The sequence below is a fragment of the Microcoleus sp. B5-D4 genome, from assembly GCF_036705145.1.
Classification (GTDB): domain Bacteria; phylum Cyanobacteriota; class Cyanobacteriia; order Cyanobacteriales; family Microcoleaceae; genus Microcoleus.
Map to the genome: position 1 here is coordinate 55,408 of NZ_JAUBTV010000010.1, position 17,545 is coordinate 72,952.

Here is a 17,545-nt window from a genome sequence, read left to right on the forward strand (position 1 = left end):
GTCATCATCCCGTGCATCTTGTAGAGACGCGATTCGCAGCCTCTGCCCCCAAAGCAGTAAAATCCCATCATATTGTCACCTGCCACCCGATCGGCAGTAAGTTAAAAATTAAGGTAGTTTGAAAATAATCGCCCAAAGTTGAAAGAAACCTTGACATCTGACCTAAACTCTCTAACTTAGACCCTCTAGCTGCGCTGCCATCCATATTTAAAAGATGCCATGTCAACCTTAGTCATCGTCGAATCTCCTACCAAAGCCCGTACCATCCGCAACTTCCTGCCCTCCACCTACCGTGTAGAGGCATCGATGGGCCATGTCCGCGACCTACCATCCTCCGCCGAAGAAATACCAGAAGCCGTTAAAGGAGAAAAATGGGCGCAACTGGGCGTAAACGTGGAAGCAGACTTTGAACCCCTCTACGTCATCCCGAAAGATAAAAAGAAAATTGTTAAAGAACTCAAAGACGCCCTCAAAGACGCCACAGAACTGATTCTAGCCACTGACGAAGACCGGGAAGGCGAAAGCATTTCCTGGCATTTGCTGCAAATCCTCAAACCCAAAGTGCCCATCAAGCGGATGGTGTTTCACGAAATCACCCGCGAAGCAATCCGCGACGCCTTAACTCACTGCCGCGATATCGACAATCGAGTTGTACAAGCCCAGGAAACTCGCCGCATTCTCGACAGACTCGTCGGTTACACACTCTCCCCGCTACTGTGGAAAAAAATCGCTTGGGGTTTGTCGGCCGGCCGGGTGCAATCAGTCGCTGTACGCCTGTTGGTGCGCCGAGAACGGGAACGCCGCGCTTTCCGCCAAGGTAGTTACTGGGATTTAAAAGCAACTTTGACCCCCCCCAACCCCCCCCTTGGTAAGGGGGGGGCTTCGGACAATCCCCCCCTTGGTAAGGGGGGGGCTTCGGACAATCCCCCCCTTGGTAAGGGGGGACAGGGGGGTGCATTTGATGCCAAACTCGTGACTGTCGGCAATGTGAAAGTTGCAAACGGCAGCGATTTTGATGAAAATACCGGGCAAATTATCTCCGGCCGCCGCGTACTTTTGCTGAACGAAGAACAGGCGCGGGCTTTACTCTCACGCATTCAAAACAAACCTTGGACTGTCACCAATCTCGAAGAACGGCCAGTCACCCGCAAACCTTCGCCACCGTTTACGACCTCGACTTTGCAGCAGGAAGCTAACCGCAAGCTGCGGCTGGGTGCGCGGGAAACCATGCGAATTGCCCAAAGTCTCTACGAACGCGGTTTTATCACCTATATGCGGACGGATTCGGTGCATTTGTCCGAACAGGCGATCGCAGCGGCGCGCAGTTGCGTCCAAGAACTTTACGGCAGCGAATACCTCAGCCCCCAACCCCGCAAATATACGACGAAAAGCAAAGGCGCGCAGGAAGCCCACGAAGCTATCCGTCCTGCCGGCAGCACTTTTCGGACTCCCCAGCAAACCGGATTGGATGGGATTGATTTCCGCCTCTATGATTTGATTTGGAAGCGGACTGTGGCTTCTCAAATGGCCGATTCCCGCCAAACTCACGTCACTGTACAAACTCAGGTAGAAGATGCCGGTTTCCGTTCCAGCGGCAAACGCATTGATTTTCCGGGCTTTTTGCGGGCATACGTGGAAGGTTCCGACGATCCAGATGCGGCGTTGGAAGACCAAGAGGTAATTTTGCCGGCGCTGAAGGTGGGGGATAAACCTAATTGTAAGGATTTAGGGGCAGTTGGGCACGAAACTCAACCTCCCGCCCGCTACACTGAAGCTTCACTCGTTAAAATGTTGGAAAGCGAAGGCGTGGGCCGTCCGAGTACCTACGCGAGTATTATCGGTACAATTGTCGATCGGGGATATGCGAAATTAATAGCTAACGCCCTAATTCCGACATTCACCGCTTTCGCCGTCACGACTTTATTGGAAACACATTTTCCCGATTTAGTAGACACCGGTTTTACTTCCCGAATGGAACAAACCCTGGATGAAATTGCCACCGGCGAGGCGAAATGGCTGCCGTATTTGCAAAAGTTTTATACAGGCGAAACCGGGCTCGCTACCCAAGTTAAGGAACAGGAAAGTCAGATTGACGCGAAAGTTGCCCGAACTGTGGTATTAGAGAATATCACGGCAAAAGTTTGCATCGGTAAATACGGCGCTTACCTCGAATCTGAAAACGAAGAAGGCCAGGTGAAAGCGTCGATTCCCCAGGATTTGACTCCGGCAGATTTAGACCCGGAAAAAGTTGAGTTTCTGTTAAAACAAAAGACGGAAGGCCCGGAAAAATTGGGTCTTCACCCGGAAACTGGGGAACCGATTTATGTGCTTATTGGCAGTTATGGGCCATACGTTCAGTTAGGGGATGTTTCGGAAACGAACAAGAAACCGAAGCGGGCTTCTTTACCGAAGGGGACGGATAAGGATAACGTGACGCTGGATATGGCGGTGAGTTTGTTGACTTTACCTCGGTTGTTGGGCACTCACCCGGAGACGGGGGCGAAGGTGCAAGCTAATTTGGGGATGTACGGGCCTTATGTGGTGCATGACCAAGGTAAGGTGGGGAAAGATTATCGATCGATCAAACCGCCGGATGATGTTTTGACTATAGGGCTCGATCGGGCATTAGAATTGTTAGCGCAACCGAAAGCCGCCCGCGGCAGCAGCAAAACAGCTACACCTTTGAAGGAATTGGGCGCGCATCCAGAATCGGGAGAACTGATCAATGTTTACGACGGCCGTTATGGGCCCTACGTCAAACACGGCGATATCAATGCTTCTTTGGCTAAGGATGAATCTGTGGAGAATTTCACCTTACAAAAAGCACTGGATTTGTTAGCAGCAAAGGAAGCAGCGGGCGGCGGAAAATCTAGCAGCAAGTCGAAGAAGTCAACTAAGACAACTGCGGCGAAATCGGAAACTGCAACGAAGAAGACTGCGGCGAAGAAAACCACTGCTAAAAAGACCGAGACTGCGGCGAAGAAAACCACGACAAAGAAGGCTGCGACTGCGACAACAGCCAAGAAAACAACTAAGTCAAGTTAGCAGGATTTAGGCACTGTACGGTCAGAAACCGGGTTTTTTGCAATAATTTGTTTGAGCAGACAGATTCGGTAAAAAACCCGGTTTCTTCGATCGCGCCGTGGGTAAGTAGGTCGGCTCTTTCTAAAGTAATCCTTTCGTTCTCATGATATAATCAAGACTATCCATGTAGTAATTGGAGTAATTTAATCACCATGATATCTGAACTTATGGTACAACCTTCCTACTGGATCGATCGTGAGATTTCGATTCAGAAAGTCAGAAATCTTTACTTATTCAAATTTACGGAAAACCTGCAAGCCCGATTAGAAGAACTAGCCGACAGAAAAAAGGCTAATCTTTTAACTTCCGAAGAGGTTGTAGAATTAGCAAGCTTACTAGAACTAGATCGGATTTTTACCTTAATTAACGCTAAAGTTATAGCAGCCTCATGTCCGTAAACCGCGCTACTAGAAATTTAGTAAGAAGTAGAGCTAATTTTCTTTGTGAATATTGCCATTCAGCGGAAGAAAGTAGCTCTACTCTATTTACGATAGATCATATTTTACCTCGCTCGATTGGTGGTAGCGATGAGCTTGAAAACTTAGCTTTAGCTTGTCATCGCTGTAATAATAATCGCTATAATTTTGTCACTGGTACTGACCCAGAAACAGAACAAGAAGTAACTTTGTTTAACCCCCGTCAACAGCAATGGTCTGAGCATTTTAACTGGTCTGCGGATGGTTTAGAAATAAGGGGTATTACTCCAACAGGTAGGGGAACCTGCGAGCGATTAGACCTTAACGATCTATATCATAATGAAGGAGCGATTATCAGAGCTCGTCGTTTATGGGTTAGGGCAGGGTGGCATCCTCCCTCTGGCGATCCTCGCCAAAATTCATAATATTGATAAGAACAGTTGATTTTAATCATATGCAAGACGTTCGCCTTGAGAAAAATATTGAAGACCTCAAATCAGTTATCCGTTCGTGGGCGCAACAAAAAGAATTATGGGACGATTGCGAATTTAAGTCATGGAATGAATATTTTGATGATGAACCACCAGAAAATCCATGCGTTTTAGTTCTCTGTGCTTCTGGGCAACTTGGCGCAATTCTAAATGACTTATGTAATGAACTATACGATGAATTTGACGAACTAACTCGGAATACTGGGTTCTACTTCGAGAATGAGGGATGGCGAGTATTTACATTTTGGGTTATTGATGATGAAGAGTTAGAAGAAGCATATCGTAACTACTTTGAATGGCGATGGATTTGCGATTTAGTACAACCAGATTTTTCGGATCTGTATGAAGAGGTTTATGAACGGTTTCATAAATCTCCTGATGATTTATACCACCTCGATCCCAGGAAGTTTGAGGTTTTACTTGATGGGATATTTCGTAATAACGGGTATCACACTAAACTTGGTTCTGGTCGATCTGACGGTGGTGTAGATATTCGCCTGTATTCTAACGATGTGATTGGTGAAGTTGTGACTCTAGTGCAAGCTAAGAGATACGCCACATCCAATCCAATCGATCTTCAAGCAGTACAAGCTTTAAGTGCTGTTGTTGAAGACGAACGAGCAAATCAAGGACTCTTTGTAACAACTTCACGATACTTGCCTTGTGCTCAACGCTTCGCCGCTAGACAAAAGACACGGATAAAATTAGCAACTTCAGATGAGGTGAGTCGCTGGTCTTTTTACGCCGCCGAGCGTATTATTCGTGATAAATCTAGTCTAGTAAAACCTGACCACTTGAAATATTTACTCAATTTAAATGGTTTAACAGATGGGCTGGAAGGTAAGATTTTTCATGCTACTAAATACTATGGGATGATTCTGAACTGTTTTGCGATAGTTCTTCGAGAGTCAAAAGGAGCTGCTTTACTCATGGAACTCCCAACGACTAAGGTCAGTATAGTTGGTGATCCTCTTCGAGGATACGAGATACCAGATACAGGGATTGCTGCTCTTTCCTATTTAAAGGCAGAAAAGGTGTTCAGAGCAAAAAAGAAGTACAAAGATGATGGTGAACTTTATCTTTGGGGAAATCTAGATGGTTATTCTCTTTGGGATGGTATACCTCAGTATTACGATTGGGCTGATTAATAATGATCATTAGACATCTCCAATAATTATTGTGCAACAGGCATCTTGCCTGTTCAAAATAGGAAATTCTTGCTATGACTCTTACTCTTTTCTTTCTTAACTGGTAGCATTAATGCCCCCTTCAGATTTAATGTTGAACCTTTCCATTATAGCTCCACAATTAAACATCTGGATATCTAATATAAATTATTCGGGTGCATCTCAGTTTGGCAAATACATCAAGTGGAAAGTTGACCATTGAGCGGCCGCAGCGGTTTTATATTGACAATAATATCTGTTATGAAATACTTGAATCTGTGGGCGGATGCCATCCAGCACTAACCCACTGACGCCTGACAGTAACAGCAATATTATTGTTTAGTTGTAGTGCTGTGACTGTTGCGCGACCGCAATCTGTAAGTCCAATAATTTCTGTAGCGTCTTCACTCCAAGCAAAATTTTGTGACCATTGTTGAGTGCGCGGATTAAACAACTTAACGTGCTTTTGCGTGACCCGATCTAATGCGTCAGTTTGGGTTCCTTTGTAATTATTGCACAGACTACAAGCTGGCCAGAGATTTTCTTCCTCGTCAGTACCGCCAATCGCTTTAGGAATAATATGGTCAATTTCCAGTATTCCCAAAACATACATTTGTAAACTGCGACAATAACCGCATCGGTTTTGAGCTTGTGCGCGAACTCTGGCTCGAACTTGTTCGGAAATCGCCATTTTGCTTATCCTTTTAATGGTTCCAGCAAGCCGCGCCGCACAGCTTCATTTAAGGCTTGAGCTTGTCGCAATAGTCGAGTTTCATATATGTGGATTAATGCCTGCAATTCATCACGTTCTACAGATGCGATAGTACCGGATTGTTGGCGGTCTAGCAATTCACTCAATCGTTGTTCTTGGAGTGGTTGCAGCCGGAGTTGAGTCTGAGTGATTACTTCTGAATCAGACAGTGCTGATACTGGTTTAGCGGTTGGTAAGAGAAAATTTTCCAGAGTTTCTACTAGAATCTCACTCACGGTGCGGTGGCGTTGCTGCGCTAGCAATTCTGCTTGGTGATAGACTTCATCTGGCAGATTTAGGGTGATTTGGGCGGTCATAGGTGCAAAGCTATGAAACTAATATTTATATTATGCCATATTTTACTTTGAGTATTAGACATCTGCCAAAAAGAAATGAAGCAGGATCTCGCTTGCTAAAAATACGGCGACTGCGACAAAGTAGAAAACCAAGTGAAATTAGTTTAGTTTTCACTCATCCCAGAAACCCGGTTTCTTTAAGAAACCGGGTTTCTTTATTTGTAAAACACTAGACAAGAGGGCAAAAATAGGTTTGTACTTCAATCCTTAAAATTCTCTGATCTTCCTTTGTCTCATAAACGTCTGCGCGGTTCCATCGCCCCTATTTTTTTTGAGACATCTCAACTCAAACTCTTGTCAAGCCTACCTTTTCAGTTGACTTGTCACCCGTCAGCAAAATCATCCTATTTACTTATTGACAATTGTGGCTATCTGTTAGATTGTCATGGATCGAACATATAAGGTTAAAAATTGTATCATAAGCAACAGAAAGTACCCAATCTTTTATGTACCGCTCTACAATGGACAAAAGAAACAAGATTAAGAGGCGCGATCGCTATGGGTATGAATGAAAATCTAGACTGGGAAGAAGCATTTGAGTACCGAGCGGGCTTGACAGTGGAGTTGAAGTCCCAGCCCGGGGTTTTGCATACGATCGCTTACTATGAAGTGATGATGGTACCGCCCATCTGGTTAGAAAATGACCCGCGTCCCCGGTATTCTCACGAACTGCGAGTCGTTTCCCACCAGCCAACTGTGTCCAATATTTGCCGGATTTCAGAGTGCCCTGTTTTAGTCGCCTCCTAGGTTTTTTCAGCGGGAAATATCGGCGATGGCATTTAGCCAGCAATCAAACCGATGCAGTGATTTTCGGATTGAGATTGCTGTAGTTTACTTTTTGGCGATCGCTTAAGATATAGATGGCGACCCAGAACGATAGACGCGAATCAATTGACCTGTTAATGTTGCAAGTGAGGAAATAGCTTCATTAATGTTAGTCGCCATTCTTGCTAAGTCATCATCGGCCTTACAGACAATAATACCAGCATGGTCAGGCTGTGAGCTGTGCAGTCTAATAAAATGACGGCGATTGAGAGTTAAAACAGCTCGATTTTCATTGACTGCAAAAGCTAACACTTCTTCGTCAGGAATTTTTTGGTTATCTTTTCCGGCTTCTTGCACTGTCAGAATATTGTGCCCCATCTGGCGCAGCAATTCTACAACCTCTCTGGGAAATTGTTCGTCACCATAAAGACGCGCCATCATTTCAATCCTCGTCATTTTCGCGGATAGCTATTTCAATTTCATCGGGAAAAGCTGCCGCATAAGTCCAGGCATTTGCTAAATCAGTAGCGGTTAGTGTGGGATAGTTATCTAAGAGTCGAGACTCGTTCATACCCAAGCGACGAAAACTTTCCAGTACCCAAACAGGAATGCGAGTGTTTCTGATACAAGCATCACCGCCGCAGACACCGGGAGTCTTGCTAATTCCTTGCCAGGTGTTGGCTAAGTTCTGGGTTAATAATTGGATGATTTGAGCTTTCTCGGTTGGCGTTAAAGCCAGAAGTTGCGCTTCTAATTCTTTGATAGTCATAGAATTTTTGGGATTTAGGAATTATATAGATATTTGATATTGTAGGGCGATCGCCCTATTAGTTAGGTTTCTTGCAAAACGTTGTGAATTAATTCTGCTGCTAGTTCTAACTTATCGCGCTGAGTCAGGGCTTCCATGTCAACGGTGACGACTGAGCGGCGCTTGGGTGCGGGTGCGGCTGGGGGTGCGGCGGCGGGCAATTCCAGGGTTTCGTAGAAATAATCGATAGGTTTGCTGTAGACGGCGGCGAAGGCGGGTAACTCCCTCTCGGCGTCTACTTTGCGCTTGCCGTTTTCGATAGTAGAGAGCGTCTGCTGGCTCATGGTGATGTCGTAGTTGATCTCTAACTGCTCAGTGACCTGCTCTTGAGTCAGGCCAAGGAGTTCACGGGTTGCGCGGAGACGCTGGCAAGCGTGAAAATGCCATGTCTGAATATCGGATAATCGTGTATTTACCAGAAAATCCTATAAATTTTGTTGACAAAGCTCCACAAGATAAAATAGTATTACTCAATATAATCTTGTAAAGCTCGAATCATCATCAAGTACCCAGTACAAATTTCCCACCAGTCAAAGTCTGTTTGTCAATATCTTGAGAAAGGAATTAGCAGTCTTCGGAAGTATCAAGTTTTTGTTGGTAGTATCGCGCTCTTAATATTGAGTATATCTCTGCCAGCTAATGCTCAATCAAAGACTCCTGTAACGGAGCAATTTGATGCCACAGGAACGACACCAAATGCCAATCTATGGCGCGACGAGTATAGGAAATTTTACCGCATCAGGCTCAAGCCAGATGGTACTTTCATGACTGATACTACTGAAATAACAGATGAATTTGGTGTGACTGGAAAAACACCAAATAGCAATGAATGGTTAAAAAGAGTCAGTCAGACTTTCTAGCTGTTGGTGCAGGTAAGGAAGTAAGTAAGAACATTGAAAGGCGATCGCACTTTTTTCAACATCTCGATGAAAGTGCGATCGCCAAAATCTATGGGTCATATCTATCTGTGACTGATAACTGTCTCCCCTTTAGCCTCAACCTCATCAACCTTTAAAGTTTTATCCCGCTGCCAAAACTCATCCAGCAACTTAAAAAAATACTCAAACCCCTCCTTTTCATCCACTGAGTAAAGCATGATAATTTTTGCCCAAGAATTCACCGACAGTACCTTAAACCGTCTCTGCAACCAAGGCTGAAACTCCCCGAAAAACTCATTTTCCTGTTCGCTTGACTCAATTCCTAATTCTCGCCTCGCTGTTTTATAACCCGCCAAAAACATAAACAAATCGCTAACCGAATGTTTTCCAATATACATCCCCGGTCTAGCTTTTATTTTTTGTATAATCTCAAGCAATCCACTCATCCTTACCTCTTGTTTGAGCTTGACACTTCCATTTTACAAACTTTCTAACTCTTCGACAACAAATTGCTCACTCTGACAGTGAAAATCCTTAACCCATTCTTCCCTTAACATCCCATCTGTTGACAGGTTGTCAAAGACTAGACCTGCCACTTCAACGCCATAATGTTTACCGTTCACTGTAATCGATTCTTCAACTCCCAGACGTTCTAGACGTTCGCTGATAATGTAATCTTCCTCCTGATATCTTGTTCTCAGTCTCAGAATCTTTCCCTGAATGCCTTGTTGTTCTAGCCATTCCATAACAGCTACAGCACAGCGATCGCATTCAAGAATCTTGAATTGACGTACTATCTTTTTAATTTCTTGATAAATCTCTAAATTAGAAAAATTGCTCACCCTTTTACCCTGAGCCTAGACAAACATACAGAACTCTACCAGAAAAGGAGTCAGCAGACAATTCGCCTGCATAAATAAAATTTAATTCACATATAAATCATTACGAGTTCTACCTTGAGAAGTATCTTTTTGGGGACTTGCACAGCACATCCGGCGACCCGCTGCACATACGTATCAGGTGCACAGTGCACACTCTCCGCAAACTCTTGTGTAAATCCTATTTTATATTACTGAATTCCTTGATCCCCGAAAATTTTCATCTTTCTTCCATCAAAAGCGTGCGATATTTAGCCAGAAATTAACATTGATTTAAACTTTTATTTAGGCATAAACGAGCTAGAATTCAATAGTTTGCGTGGAAGACATGGAGGTTAAATACAAAAAGTCTGCTATAACAAATTAATATCGATCGCACTTCTCGATCGCACTTTACAAAACAACCACAACTTAGGAGTCAATCGCTGATGATGCTAGGAACAACCGATCTCCCGCAATTAAAGCCGCTTTCCGACTCAGAACTACACAAAATGAACGCCTACTGGCGGGCGGCAAACTACCTATCCGTCGGACAAATCTATCTCCTCGACAACCCCCTACTCAAAGAACCCCTCAAAATCGAACACGTCAAACCGAGACTCCTCGGACATTGGGGCACTACTCCAGGTTTAAACTTCATCTACGTTCACCTCAACCGCATCATCAAAGCCCAAGACCTCAACACCATCTACATCGCAGGCCCCGGACACGGCGGGCCGGGCTTGGTCGCCAACACCTATCTCGAAGGCACTTACAGCGAATATTACTCGAACATTTCCGAAGATGAAGAGGGTATCAAACGGCTGTTCAAACAGTTCTCCTTTCCCGGCGGTATCCCCAGCCACGTCGCCCCGGAAACCCCCGGTTCGATTCACGAAGGCGGCGAACTCGGCTACGCCCTCGTCCACGCTTACGGTGCCGTCTTCGACAATCCCGATTTGATTGTGGCGGCCGTTGTCGGTGACGGGGAAGCCGAAAGTGGCCCCTTGGCTGCTAGCTGGCATTCTAACAAGTTTCTCAACCCGGTTCGCGACGGGGCTGTGTTGCCGATTTTGCACTTGAATGGCTACAAAATTGCCAATCCAACTCTGTTGGCCCGCATTCCGCAAGAGGAATTGGAAAGTTTGATGGTCGGTTATGGCTACAAACCTTATTGGGTGGAAGGTTCAGACCCGGAAACCATGCACCAGTTGATGGCTGCAACTCTCGATACGGCGATCGGCGAAATTAAGGCGATTCAGGAAAAAGCCCGGACAGAGGGCTATTCGGGCCGTCCCCAGTGGCCGATGATTGTGATGAAAACTCCCAAAGGCTGGACGGGGCCGAAGGAAGTTGACGGTAAGAAAACTGAGGATTATTGGCGATCGCACCAAGTCCCACTTTCGGAAATGGCTTCTAAGCCGGGACACGTCCAACTCCTGGAAGATTGGATGAAAAGCTATAAGCCGGAAGAACTCTTCGACGATAACGGGAAATTAATTCCCGAATTGGCCGAACTCGCACCCAAGGGATCTCGACGCATGGGGGCAAATCCCCACGCTAACGGCGGCCTGCTGCTGCGAGACTTGAAAATGCCGAAATTTGAAGACTACGCCGTTGACGTGCAAAAACCGGGCACTGTAATGGCAGAAGCAACCCGCGTTTCTGGCCGCTTCCTGCGAGAGGTGATGACACTCAATCAGGAAAACGCCAATTTCCGCATTGTCGGGCCTGACGAGACGGCCTCAAACCGCCTCGATCCGGTGTTTGAAGTGACGAACCGGGTGTGGGCGGGGGAAATTTTGCCCGAAGACGATCACATCTCCCCCGACGGCCGGGTGATGGAAGTCCTCAGCGAACATCTATGTCAGGGATGGCTGGAAGGCTATTTGCTGACGGGACGCCACGGCTTTTTCTCTTGTTACGAGGCGTTTATTCACATCATCGATTCGATGTTCAACCAACACGCCAAGTGGTTGAAAACTACTCGTCACATTCCTTGGCGCCGACCGATCGCATCTCTGAATTACTTACTAACTTCTCACGTTTGGCGACAAGACCACAACGGTTTTTCTCACCAAGATCCGGGTTTTATCGACCACGTAATTAACAAGAAAGCGGAAGTGGTGCGGATTTATTTGCCGCCCGATGCGAATACTTTGCTGTCAGTAACGGATCACTGTCTCCGCAGTCGCCACTATGTCAACGTGATTATTGCAGGGAAGCAGCCGGCATTGCAGTATTTGGATATGGATTCTGCGATTAAACACTGTACCGCCGGCATCGGCATTTGGGAGTGGGCCAGCAACGATAAAGGTGGCGAACCAGATGTGGTGATGGCTTGCGCGGGTGATGTTCCGACGCTGGAAACTTTGGCGGCGGTTGACATTCTCCGCCGAGATTATCCCGATTTAAAAGTACGGGTGGTGAATGTGGTGGATTTGATGACGCTGCAACCTGCTAGCGAACATCCCCACGGTTTGTCGGACAAGGATTTTGATACTTTGTTCACGAAAGATAAGCCGGTGATTTTTGCTTTTCACGGCTATCCTTGGCTGATTCACCGCTTGACTTATCGCCGGACAAATCACTCGAATATTCACGTTCGGGGTTACAAGGAAGAGGGAACGACTACGACGCCGTTTGATATGGTGGTGATTAATGACCTCGATCGATTCCATTTAGTTGGAGATGTACTCGATCGCGTTCCAAAACTGAGTTCTGTTGCAGCTTACGGCAAACAAGCTATCCGTGACAAGCTGATCGAACACAGGCACTATATCAACGAACACGGCGATGATATGCCGGAAATCCGTGACTGGAAGTGGCCGCACGCGGGCCCGGTTTCGCCGGAAGCGCCGAAGGAAACGAAAGATCCGACAACGACAGGAGATCAAACCGTGCGATCGGGTGCTCCTGGGTAGGTGCGATCGCTGTCTGAAAAGAAAGTCCTCAGAAATTGAGGGCTTTTTTTAGTTGTTATGAGAAATCTGTCGTTAGTCCGCGAGTCCGCCAGGGGTTGAAAACCCCTGTCTCATAGCAAAAGTCGGTTGAAACCGACTATCGATTTTAGATTTTAGATGTTAGATTGGGAATTATTGATTTGAGATTGGAGATTTGAGATTTGAAATTAGGAATTAAGTGGTTTATTTAATTGGCGTTTCAGTCCTCTTTTAGAGGACTTTCGCTATGAGACGGGGGTTTTCAACCCCCGGCGGACTTGCGGGTTAATCGATATCTTCATGCTTGTGCCATCTGCGTTAACGAGGCTAGGGCGCGATCGAGTAGCACCTCAACTTGGACGCGAGTTACTCCGGGAAACCATTCGAGAAACTGGTCAATAGATGCTCCATCTTTAAGGTTCTCGAAAAAGGCGGCAACAGGTACGCGCGTTCCCCGAAATATCCATGCACCACTCACCTTGGTTGGATCGCGTTCAATGACTTCAAATAGGTGTATATTCTGCATGACAAATTCGTTGCTTGTTGCGGATGAAGTAAAACAACTAAGATAGAATTAATCTTAGCATAAATCAACGGTGGTTTAGGATTTGTACATTCAAAAGAGGCGGGAATGCTTAAAGAAATAGAAATCCAAAATTTTAGGTGCTTTGAGCAAATAAAAATTTCTGGTTTTGAAAGAGTAAATTTAATCGGCGGTAAAAATAATGCTGGCAAAACAGCCTTGCTAGAAGCACTTTTTCTCTATAACGATCCCGACGGTAGAAGTATATTCGCATTAAAAAAGCTGAGAATGGAATCGTCAGCATCGTCAGAATCCTCAGAATGGATAGAATCAATAGAATCAATATATAAAAGGGAATGGGACAACTTGTTTTATTCCCTCAACAAAGACGCAGTTATAGTAATTCATGGAAAAGATGAAAGTAATGTCGTAGATAAAATAGAAATTTGGTTAGATGAATCTGGAAATGTAGACAATATTTTCTCAGACACAAATGTAGAAAGATTAAGAGAGTTATTCTTGAAGGATAAAGATGATTTGTCAGTCCTAAATATCAAATTAACTCGATACAATCAAGAAACTGTTAATTCCGTTGCAATAGCTACTTCATCAAAAAAAATGGGGTTTGGCAGTCGTCCTAATGTTAAAGAACCGCATTTTATTCCATCTTGTATGAGGTCTTTTGAAAGGAATCTCACGGAACTATTTGACCTGGCGCGTTTGAATGAAAAAGATAGCGAAGTTTTGAAAGCTTTTCAAATTCTCGACTATTCAATAGAATCAGTAGACAGTTTTTCGATCGGGGAACCCACGCTCTACTTGAGAAGGAAAGGCGAAAAGCGTTTGCCTTTATCATTGTTTGGAGATGCCATTAACAGAGTTGCAGAAATAATCCTTAAACTGGTAAACAGCGAACACAAAATACTGCTAATTGATGAGATAGAAAATGGCATACACCATACAAGTCAGCGGGAGTTTTGGAGAGTGTTATTTCGGTTGGCGGTTGAAATGGATACGCAGATTTTTGCTACAACGCACAGTTTAGAGATGCTTCAAGCATTTGCGGATGTGGGTTTAGAACAAAATCAGGAATGCAGCAGCGCATATTTTGAACTAGCAAGGAAACTCAAAACAAATCAAATAATCGGAAGTCGGCTCGATTTGGAAACTCTTAGTTATGCCATTGAGCATCAAGAAGGAGTGAGAGGTGAGTAATATTGTCATAGTAGAAAGTAAAAATGATAAAATTTTCATGCAGGCAATGGTTGAAAAACTAAACTGCGATATCCAGGTAGCATCACCTATTTATATAGATGATTATCAAAGTTTGGAAGGCTTGAGCGAAACAGAGTTAATCAAAGCTTTAAAAAATTTAATAAGAAAGGTTGACCGAAAAGATATCGAAAAGATAGGAATTATTATAGATATTGATAATTGTTCAGAGCAAGAACGGCTGAAATTCGTAGATAGATGTATAAAACAAGTGTTTGAAGCTGCAAGCTTGTCAAGCACTAAACAATTTATCGATATTTGTACAAATTATGGAACAAATGCAAAATTGGCTTGTTACTTTACAAATTTTGAAGGTAAAGGCGAACTGGAAACGCTTTTAAAGGCAATAAAGGCTAGAGAATCTCCTCATGCTGATTGTTTGGATAGCTGGAAAACCTGCATAGAAAGCCAGGGACAGCAAATTAACCAGAAAGGTTTTGATAAATTCTGGGTAAGCATCTATCTCAGGTATGATACTTGCTCAGATAAGGAAGAGAAACAAGCTGGAAGGAAATGCAGTATGTCTGGGTTTGATTATGTTATGAAACACAAAAAAGATATTTGGGATTGGGATAATCCTGCACTCGATGATTTGAAGGAGTTTTTTAAACTCTTTTGCTAATATGATAAAATAAACAAGAAATATTCGGCGGTTGAAACCGCTACTACACAAGCGAAGTCCGCCTTCGCGGACTAAAGAATAAACAGGATTTGATATCACAATTAAGTAATTTATGAGCTTAAAAATCTACTTTCTACGACACGGTGAGACGACTTACAGCCAAACAGGTGGCTTCTGCGGCGCGATCGATCCAGAATTAACGCCCGTAGGTTCTCAAATGGCAGAACAGTTTGCCGCCACTTACGCAAAATTGCCTTGGAATGCTGTTTATGTCAGTCCGATGAAACGCACAATTGCTACTGCAAAACCTTTGTGCGATGCTGTGGGAATTGAAATGCAGCTTCGCGACGGACTGAGGGAAATTAAGTACGGTGAGTGGGAAGGCAAAACAGTAGAAGAGGTCAAAAAAGACTACGAAGAAGATTATATTAATTGGCTGACTGAACCTGCTTGGAATGCACCAAACGGCGGCGAAACTTCGGTGCAAATTGCCAGTAGAGCTTCCTTAGTTATTGCAGAAATTGAGGAAAAATACAAGAATGGAAATGTGTTGGTTGTCTCGCACAAAGCAACTATTAGGATTATTCTGTGCAGTCTGTTGGGGATTGATTTGGGACGTTATCGCGATCGCATTGCCGCTTTAGCAGCTTCTGTCAGTATTGTCAAGTTTGACGTGCGCGGCCCGTTGCTGGAGGTTTTGGGCGATCGATCGTACATGGATGAAAACCTCCGCAATTTGCCCGGTACTTGAAATTGCGGGTAGGGTGCGCGTACTGCGTACCCTCTATTCTGCAACTAAATCGCGCCTAAGTTAGACAATCCTAAAATAGCACCTGCTCCCAAAATATGACCAAATGCCATAGTTCCCACAACTGCACCCAAACTCAAACCGCCGAACATACTGGATGAGGGCATTGCTGGGCCTGTGTGAGGCTTTTGGATGGTTGATTTGCCGATCGCAATAGCTAAAATATTGCAAAGAATCATAATCAAACCGATCGTGGGGCTCCACTCTATGGTTCTGGGGGCAACGGCAAGTAAAATTGGTGTAAACATCGATCGACTCCTTAAACTTTAGTAAACGAAAATGTGCATAGAAGATATATCAAAAAAATGCAACTGTTCGCTACACATTGCATTAAGAGTTAATTTTTCGACATATTTCTTAAAAATCTTCCCAGGATCTCAAGGTTTCTTCGTCTGTGCAGGCGGATGAAAGTTGGACAAGATGCGATTGCAATCGCCTAGCGATCGAAAGAACGAATCAACAGGAAATAATAAAGCATGAAAATACTGGTGTTAAATGCGGGTTCTAGCAGTCAAAAGAGCTGTCTTTACGAGTTAAACGATGTCCTGCCCGATCGACCTTTGCAACCCCTCTGGTCAGCTCAAATTGATTGGACTCACCAGCAGGGTATAGCAGAGTTGAAAGTCAAAACAGCAAAAGGCGATCGGCTTGAAGAGGAGTTTGCCTCAGACTCTCGCAAAGATGCTATTTCTCGAATGCTGCAGAGTCTTTGGAAGGGAAAAACTCAAACAATTAATGATTTAAACGAGATTGATATTGTCGGCCACCGCGTCGTACACGGCGGACAAGATTATCAGCAAAGTACGTTAATTTCGCCGGATGTTAAAAAGGCGATCGCCCGTTTATCTGTTTTCGCCCCCGTTCACAATCCGGTTAACCTCGAAGGTATCGAAGCGATTGAAAAAATCCTCCCAAATGTGCCGCAAGTAGCAGTATTTGATACAGCTTTTCACGCACAATTGCCGCCCGCAGCCTTTGTTTATCCCGGCCCCTATGAATGGCTGGAAAATGGGATTCGCCGTTACGGTTTTCACGGGATTAGCCATCAATATTGCGCGCGTCGGGCCGCCGACATTCTGGGTCGAGATGTGGCAGATTTGCGGTTGATTAGCTGTCATTTGGGCAACGGATGTTCTCTGGCGGCCATTCGCGGTGGCTGGAGTGTTGACACGACGATGGGATTTACGCCTTTGGAAGGTTTGATGATGGGAAGTCGATCGGGTTCGATCGATCCAGGCATTATCATTCATCTGTTAAAACAATCCGATTTTACTGCTGAGAAACTTGACGGTATTCTCAATCGAAATTCAGGTTTAAAAGGGATTTCAGGCGTGTCTAGCGATCTGCGGCAGATAGGAGATGCGATCGCCCAAGGTAATCAGAGAGCTCAACTTGCTTTGGATATTTACATCCACCGTTTGCGTGCCGGAATTGGTGCCATGCTGGCGAGTTTAGGAGGGTTGGATGCTTTAATTTTTACGGCGGGAGTTGGGGAAAATTCTGCTGTTGTGCGGGCTGCCGCTTGCGAAGCTTTTGGATTTATCGGGTTAAAATTGGATGGGGATAAAAATCAACAGTCACCGATCGATCAAGATATTGCGGCAGTGGATTCAGCCGTGAGAATTTTGGTAATTCACACGCAGGAGGATTGGGAAATTGCGCGAGAATGCTGGAAACTTTATCACTAACTTATTTTATGAATTCCTGCAACCACGATGCCCACTCAGCTTCGCAGCAGTGTCAACAATCACGAACTGCGCCACCCGAATATATCTAATTCATCTGCGTTAATCTGTGTTTATCTGC

The 17,545-nt window shown here is 44.8% G+C and carries 20 protein-coding genes; 10 read left to right on the top strand and 10 right to left on the bottom strand.

The window, feature by feature from the left end; all coding sequences use genetic code 11:
• The first annotated feature begins 219 nt into the window (after window positions 1–219).
• The 4 genes from topA (at window position 220) to QUB10_RS07180 (ending at window position 5,139) form a co-directional block, all read left to right on the top strand.
• Window positions 220–3,045 carry a type I DNA topoisomerase gene (topA, locus tag QUB10_RS07165; protein ID WP_333200809.1) on the top strand — a complete coding sequence of 942 codons (2,826 nt, stop codon included), beginning with the start codon at window positions 220–222 and terminating at the stop codon, window positions 3,043–3,045.
• Between the two features lie 191 nt (window positions 3,046–3,236).
• On the top strand, window positions 3,237–3,482 hold the full coding sequence (locus tag QUB10_RS07170) for a hypothetical protein (protein WP_333200811.1): 246 nt from the start codon (window positions 3,237–3,239) through the stop codon (window positions 3,480–3,482).
• The gene (locus QUB10_RS07175) at window positions 3,473–3,925 is read left to right on the top strand and encodes an HNH endonuclease signature motif containing protein (protein ID WP_333200814.1); all 453 of its coding nucleotides are present in this window, start codon (window positions 3,473–3,475) and stop codon (window positions 3,923–3,925) included. Before QUB10_RS07170 ends, QUB10_RS07175 begins: the two co-directional genes overlap by 10 nt.
• Window positions 3,926–3,954: 29 nt before the next feature.
• Complete coding sequence (locus tag QUB10_RS07180) at window positions 3,955–5,139, top strand: restriction endonuclease (RefSeq protein ID WP_333200815.1); 1,185 nt, start codon at window positions 3,955–3,957, stop codon at window positions 5,137–5,139.
• Window positions 5,140–5,416: 277 nt separating this feature from the next.
• On the opposite strand, the gene QUB10_RS07185 is transcribed toward QUB10_RS07180, so the two are convergent.
• Both QUB10_RS07185 and QUB10_RS07190 read right to left on the bottom strand, forming a co-directional pair.
• On the bottom strand, window positions 5,417–5,848 hold the full coding sequence (locus tag QUB10_RS07185) for an HNH endonuclease signature motif containing protein (RefSeq protein ID WP_333200817.1): 432 nt from the start codon (window positions 5,846–5,848) through the stop codon (window positions 5,417–5,419).
• A gap of 5 nt (window positions 5,849–5,853) precedes the next feature.
• On the bottom strand, window positions 5,854–6,225 hold the full coding sequence (locus QUB10_RS07190; RefSeq protein ID WP_333200819.1) for a hypothetical protein: 372 nt from the start codon (window positions 6,223–6,225) through the stop codon (window positions 5,854–5,856).
• A 537-nt stretch (window positions 6,226–6,762) separates the two neighbouring features.
• Here QUB10_RS07190 and QUB10_RS07195 point away from each other — a divergent pair.
• On the top strand, window positions 6,763–7,011 hold the full coding sequence (locus tag QUB10_RS07195) for a hypothetical protein (RefSeq protein ID WP_333200821.1): 249 nt from the start codon (window positions 6,763–6,765) through the stop codon (window positions 7,009–7,011).
• Between the two features lie 102 nt (window positions 7,012–7,113).
• On the opposite strand, the gene QUB10_RS07200 is transcribed toward QUB10_RS07195, so the two are convergent.
• From QUB10_RS07200 to QUB10_RS07225, 6 genes are all read right to left on the bottom strand, one after another.
• A complete protein-coding gene (locus QUB10_RS07200) occupies window positions 7,114–7,467 on the bottom strand; it encodes a DUF5615 family PIN-like protein (RefSeq protein WP_333025693.1) in 354 nt (117 codons plus the stop codon).
• Between the two features lie 4 nt (window positions 7,468–7,471).
• A complete protein-coding gene (locus QUB10_RS07205; protein ID WP_333144268.1) occupies window positions 7,472–7,798 on the bottom strand; it encodes a DUF433 domain-containing protein in 327 nt (108 codons plus the stop codon).
• A 62-nt stretch (window positions 7,799–7,860) separates the two neighbouring features.
• The gene (locus tag QUB10_RS07210) at window positions 7,861–8,256 is read right to left on the bottom strand and encodes a helix-turn-helix transcriptional regulator (protein ID WP_333200942.1); all 396 of its coding nucleotides are present in this window, start codon (window positions 8,254–8,256) and stop codon (window positions 7,861–7,863) included.
• Between the two features lie 414 nt (window positions 8,257–8,670).
• Entirely contained in the window at window positions 8,671–8,796 is a 126-nt protein-coding gene (locus QUB10_RS07215) for a hypothetical protein (protein WP_333200823.1), read from the bottom strand.
• A 2-nt stretch (window positions 8,797–8,798) separates the two neighbouring features.
• Window positions 8,799–9,161 (bottom strand): hypothetical protein, encoded by a 363-nt coding sequence (locus QUB10_RS07220; protein WP_333200825.1) that lies wholly within the window; start codon window positions 9,159–9,161, stop codon window positions 8,799–8,801.
• Between the two features lie 33 nt (window positions 9,162–9,194).
• Window positions 9,195–9,557 (bottom strand): papain fold toxin domain-containing protein, encoded by a 363-nt coding sequence (locus QUB10_RS07225; RefSeq protein WP_333200827.1) that lies wholly within the window; start codon window positions 9,555–9,557, stop codon window positions 9,195–9,197.
• Window positions 9,558–10,021: 464 nt separating this feature from the next.
• Here QUB10_RS07225 and QUB10_RS07230 point away from each other — a divergent pair, with 464 nt between their 5' ends.
• Complete coding sequence (locus QUB10_RS07230; protein ID WP_333200829.1) at window positions 10,022–12,496, top strand: phosphoketolase family protein; 2,475 nt, start codon at window positions 10,022–10,024, stop codon at window positions 12,494–12,496.
• A 316-nt stretch (window positions 12,497–12,812) separates the two neighbouring features.
• On the opposite strand, the gene QUB10_RS07235 is transcribed toward QUB10_RS07230, so the two are convergent.
• Window positions 12,813–13,040, bottom strand: coding sequence for a DUF433 domain-containing protein (locus QUB10_RS07235; protein WP_333200831.1), 228 nt, complete (start codon window positions 13,038–13,040; stop codon window positions 12,813–12,815).
• Window positions 13,041–13,145: 105 nt separating this feature from the next.
• On the opposite strand from QUB10_RS07235, the gene QUB10_RS07240 reads away from it, so the two are divergent.
• From QUB10_RS07240 to QUB10_RS07250, 3 genes are all read left to right on the top strand, one after another.
• Window positions 13,146–14,252 (top strand): AAA family ATPase, encoded by a 1,107-nt coding sequence (locus tag QUB10_RS07240; protein WP_333200833.1) that lies wholly within the window; start codon window positions 13,146–13,148, stop codon window positions 14,250–14,252.
• Window positions 14,245–14,931 carry a DUF3226 domain-containing protein gene (locus QUB10_RS07245; protein WP_333200836.1) on the top strand — a complete coding sequence of 229 codons (687 nt, stop codon included), beginning with the start codon at window positions 14,245–14,247 and terminating at the stop codon, window positions 14,929–14,931. Before QUB10_RS07240 ends, QUB10_RS07245 begins: the two co-directional genes overlap by 8 nt.
• Window positions 14,932–15,043: 112 nt before the next feature.
• Window positions 15,044–15,682 carry a histidine phosphatase family protein gene (locus QUB10_RS07250; RefSeq protein WP_333200837.1) on the top strand — a complete coding sequence of 213 codons (639 nt, stop codon included), beginning with the start codon at window positions 15,044–15,046 and terminating at the stop codon, window positions 15,680–15,682.
• A gap of 44 nt (window positions 15,683–15,726) precedes the next feature.
• Here the strand turns inward: QUB10_RS07250 and psaK are convergent, their stop codons facing one another.
• Entirely contained in the window at window positions 15,727–15,987 is a 261-nt protein-coding gene (psaK, locus tag QUB10_RS07255) for a photosystem I reaction center subunit PsaK (RefSeq protein WP_333200839.1), read from the bottom strand.
• A gap of 228 nt (window positions 15,988–16,215) precedes the next feature.
• On the opposite strand from psaK, the gene QUB10_RS07260 reads away from it, so the two are divergent.
• Window positions 16,216–17,427, top strand: coding sequence for an acetate kinase (locus QUB10_RS07260; protein ID WP_333200841.1), 1,212 nt, complete (start codon window positions 16,216–16,218; stop codon window positions 17,425–17,427).
• Window positions 17,428–17,545: the final 118 nt, after the last annotated feature.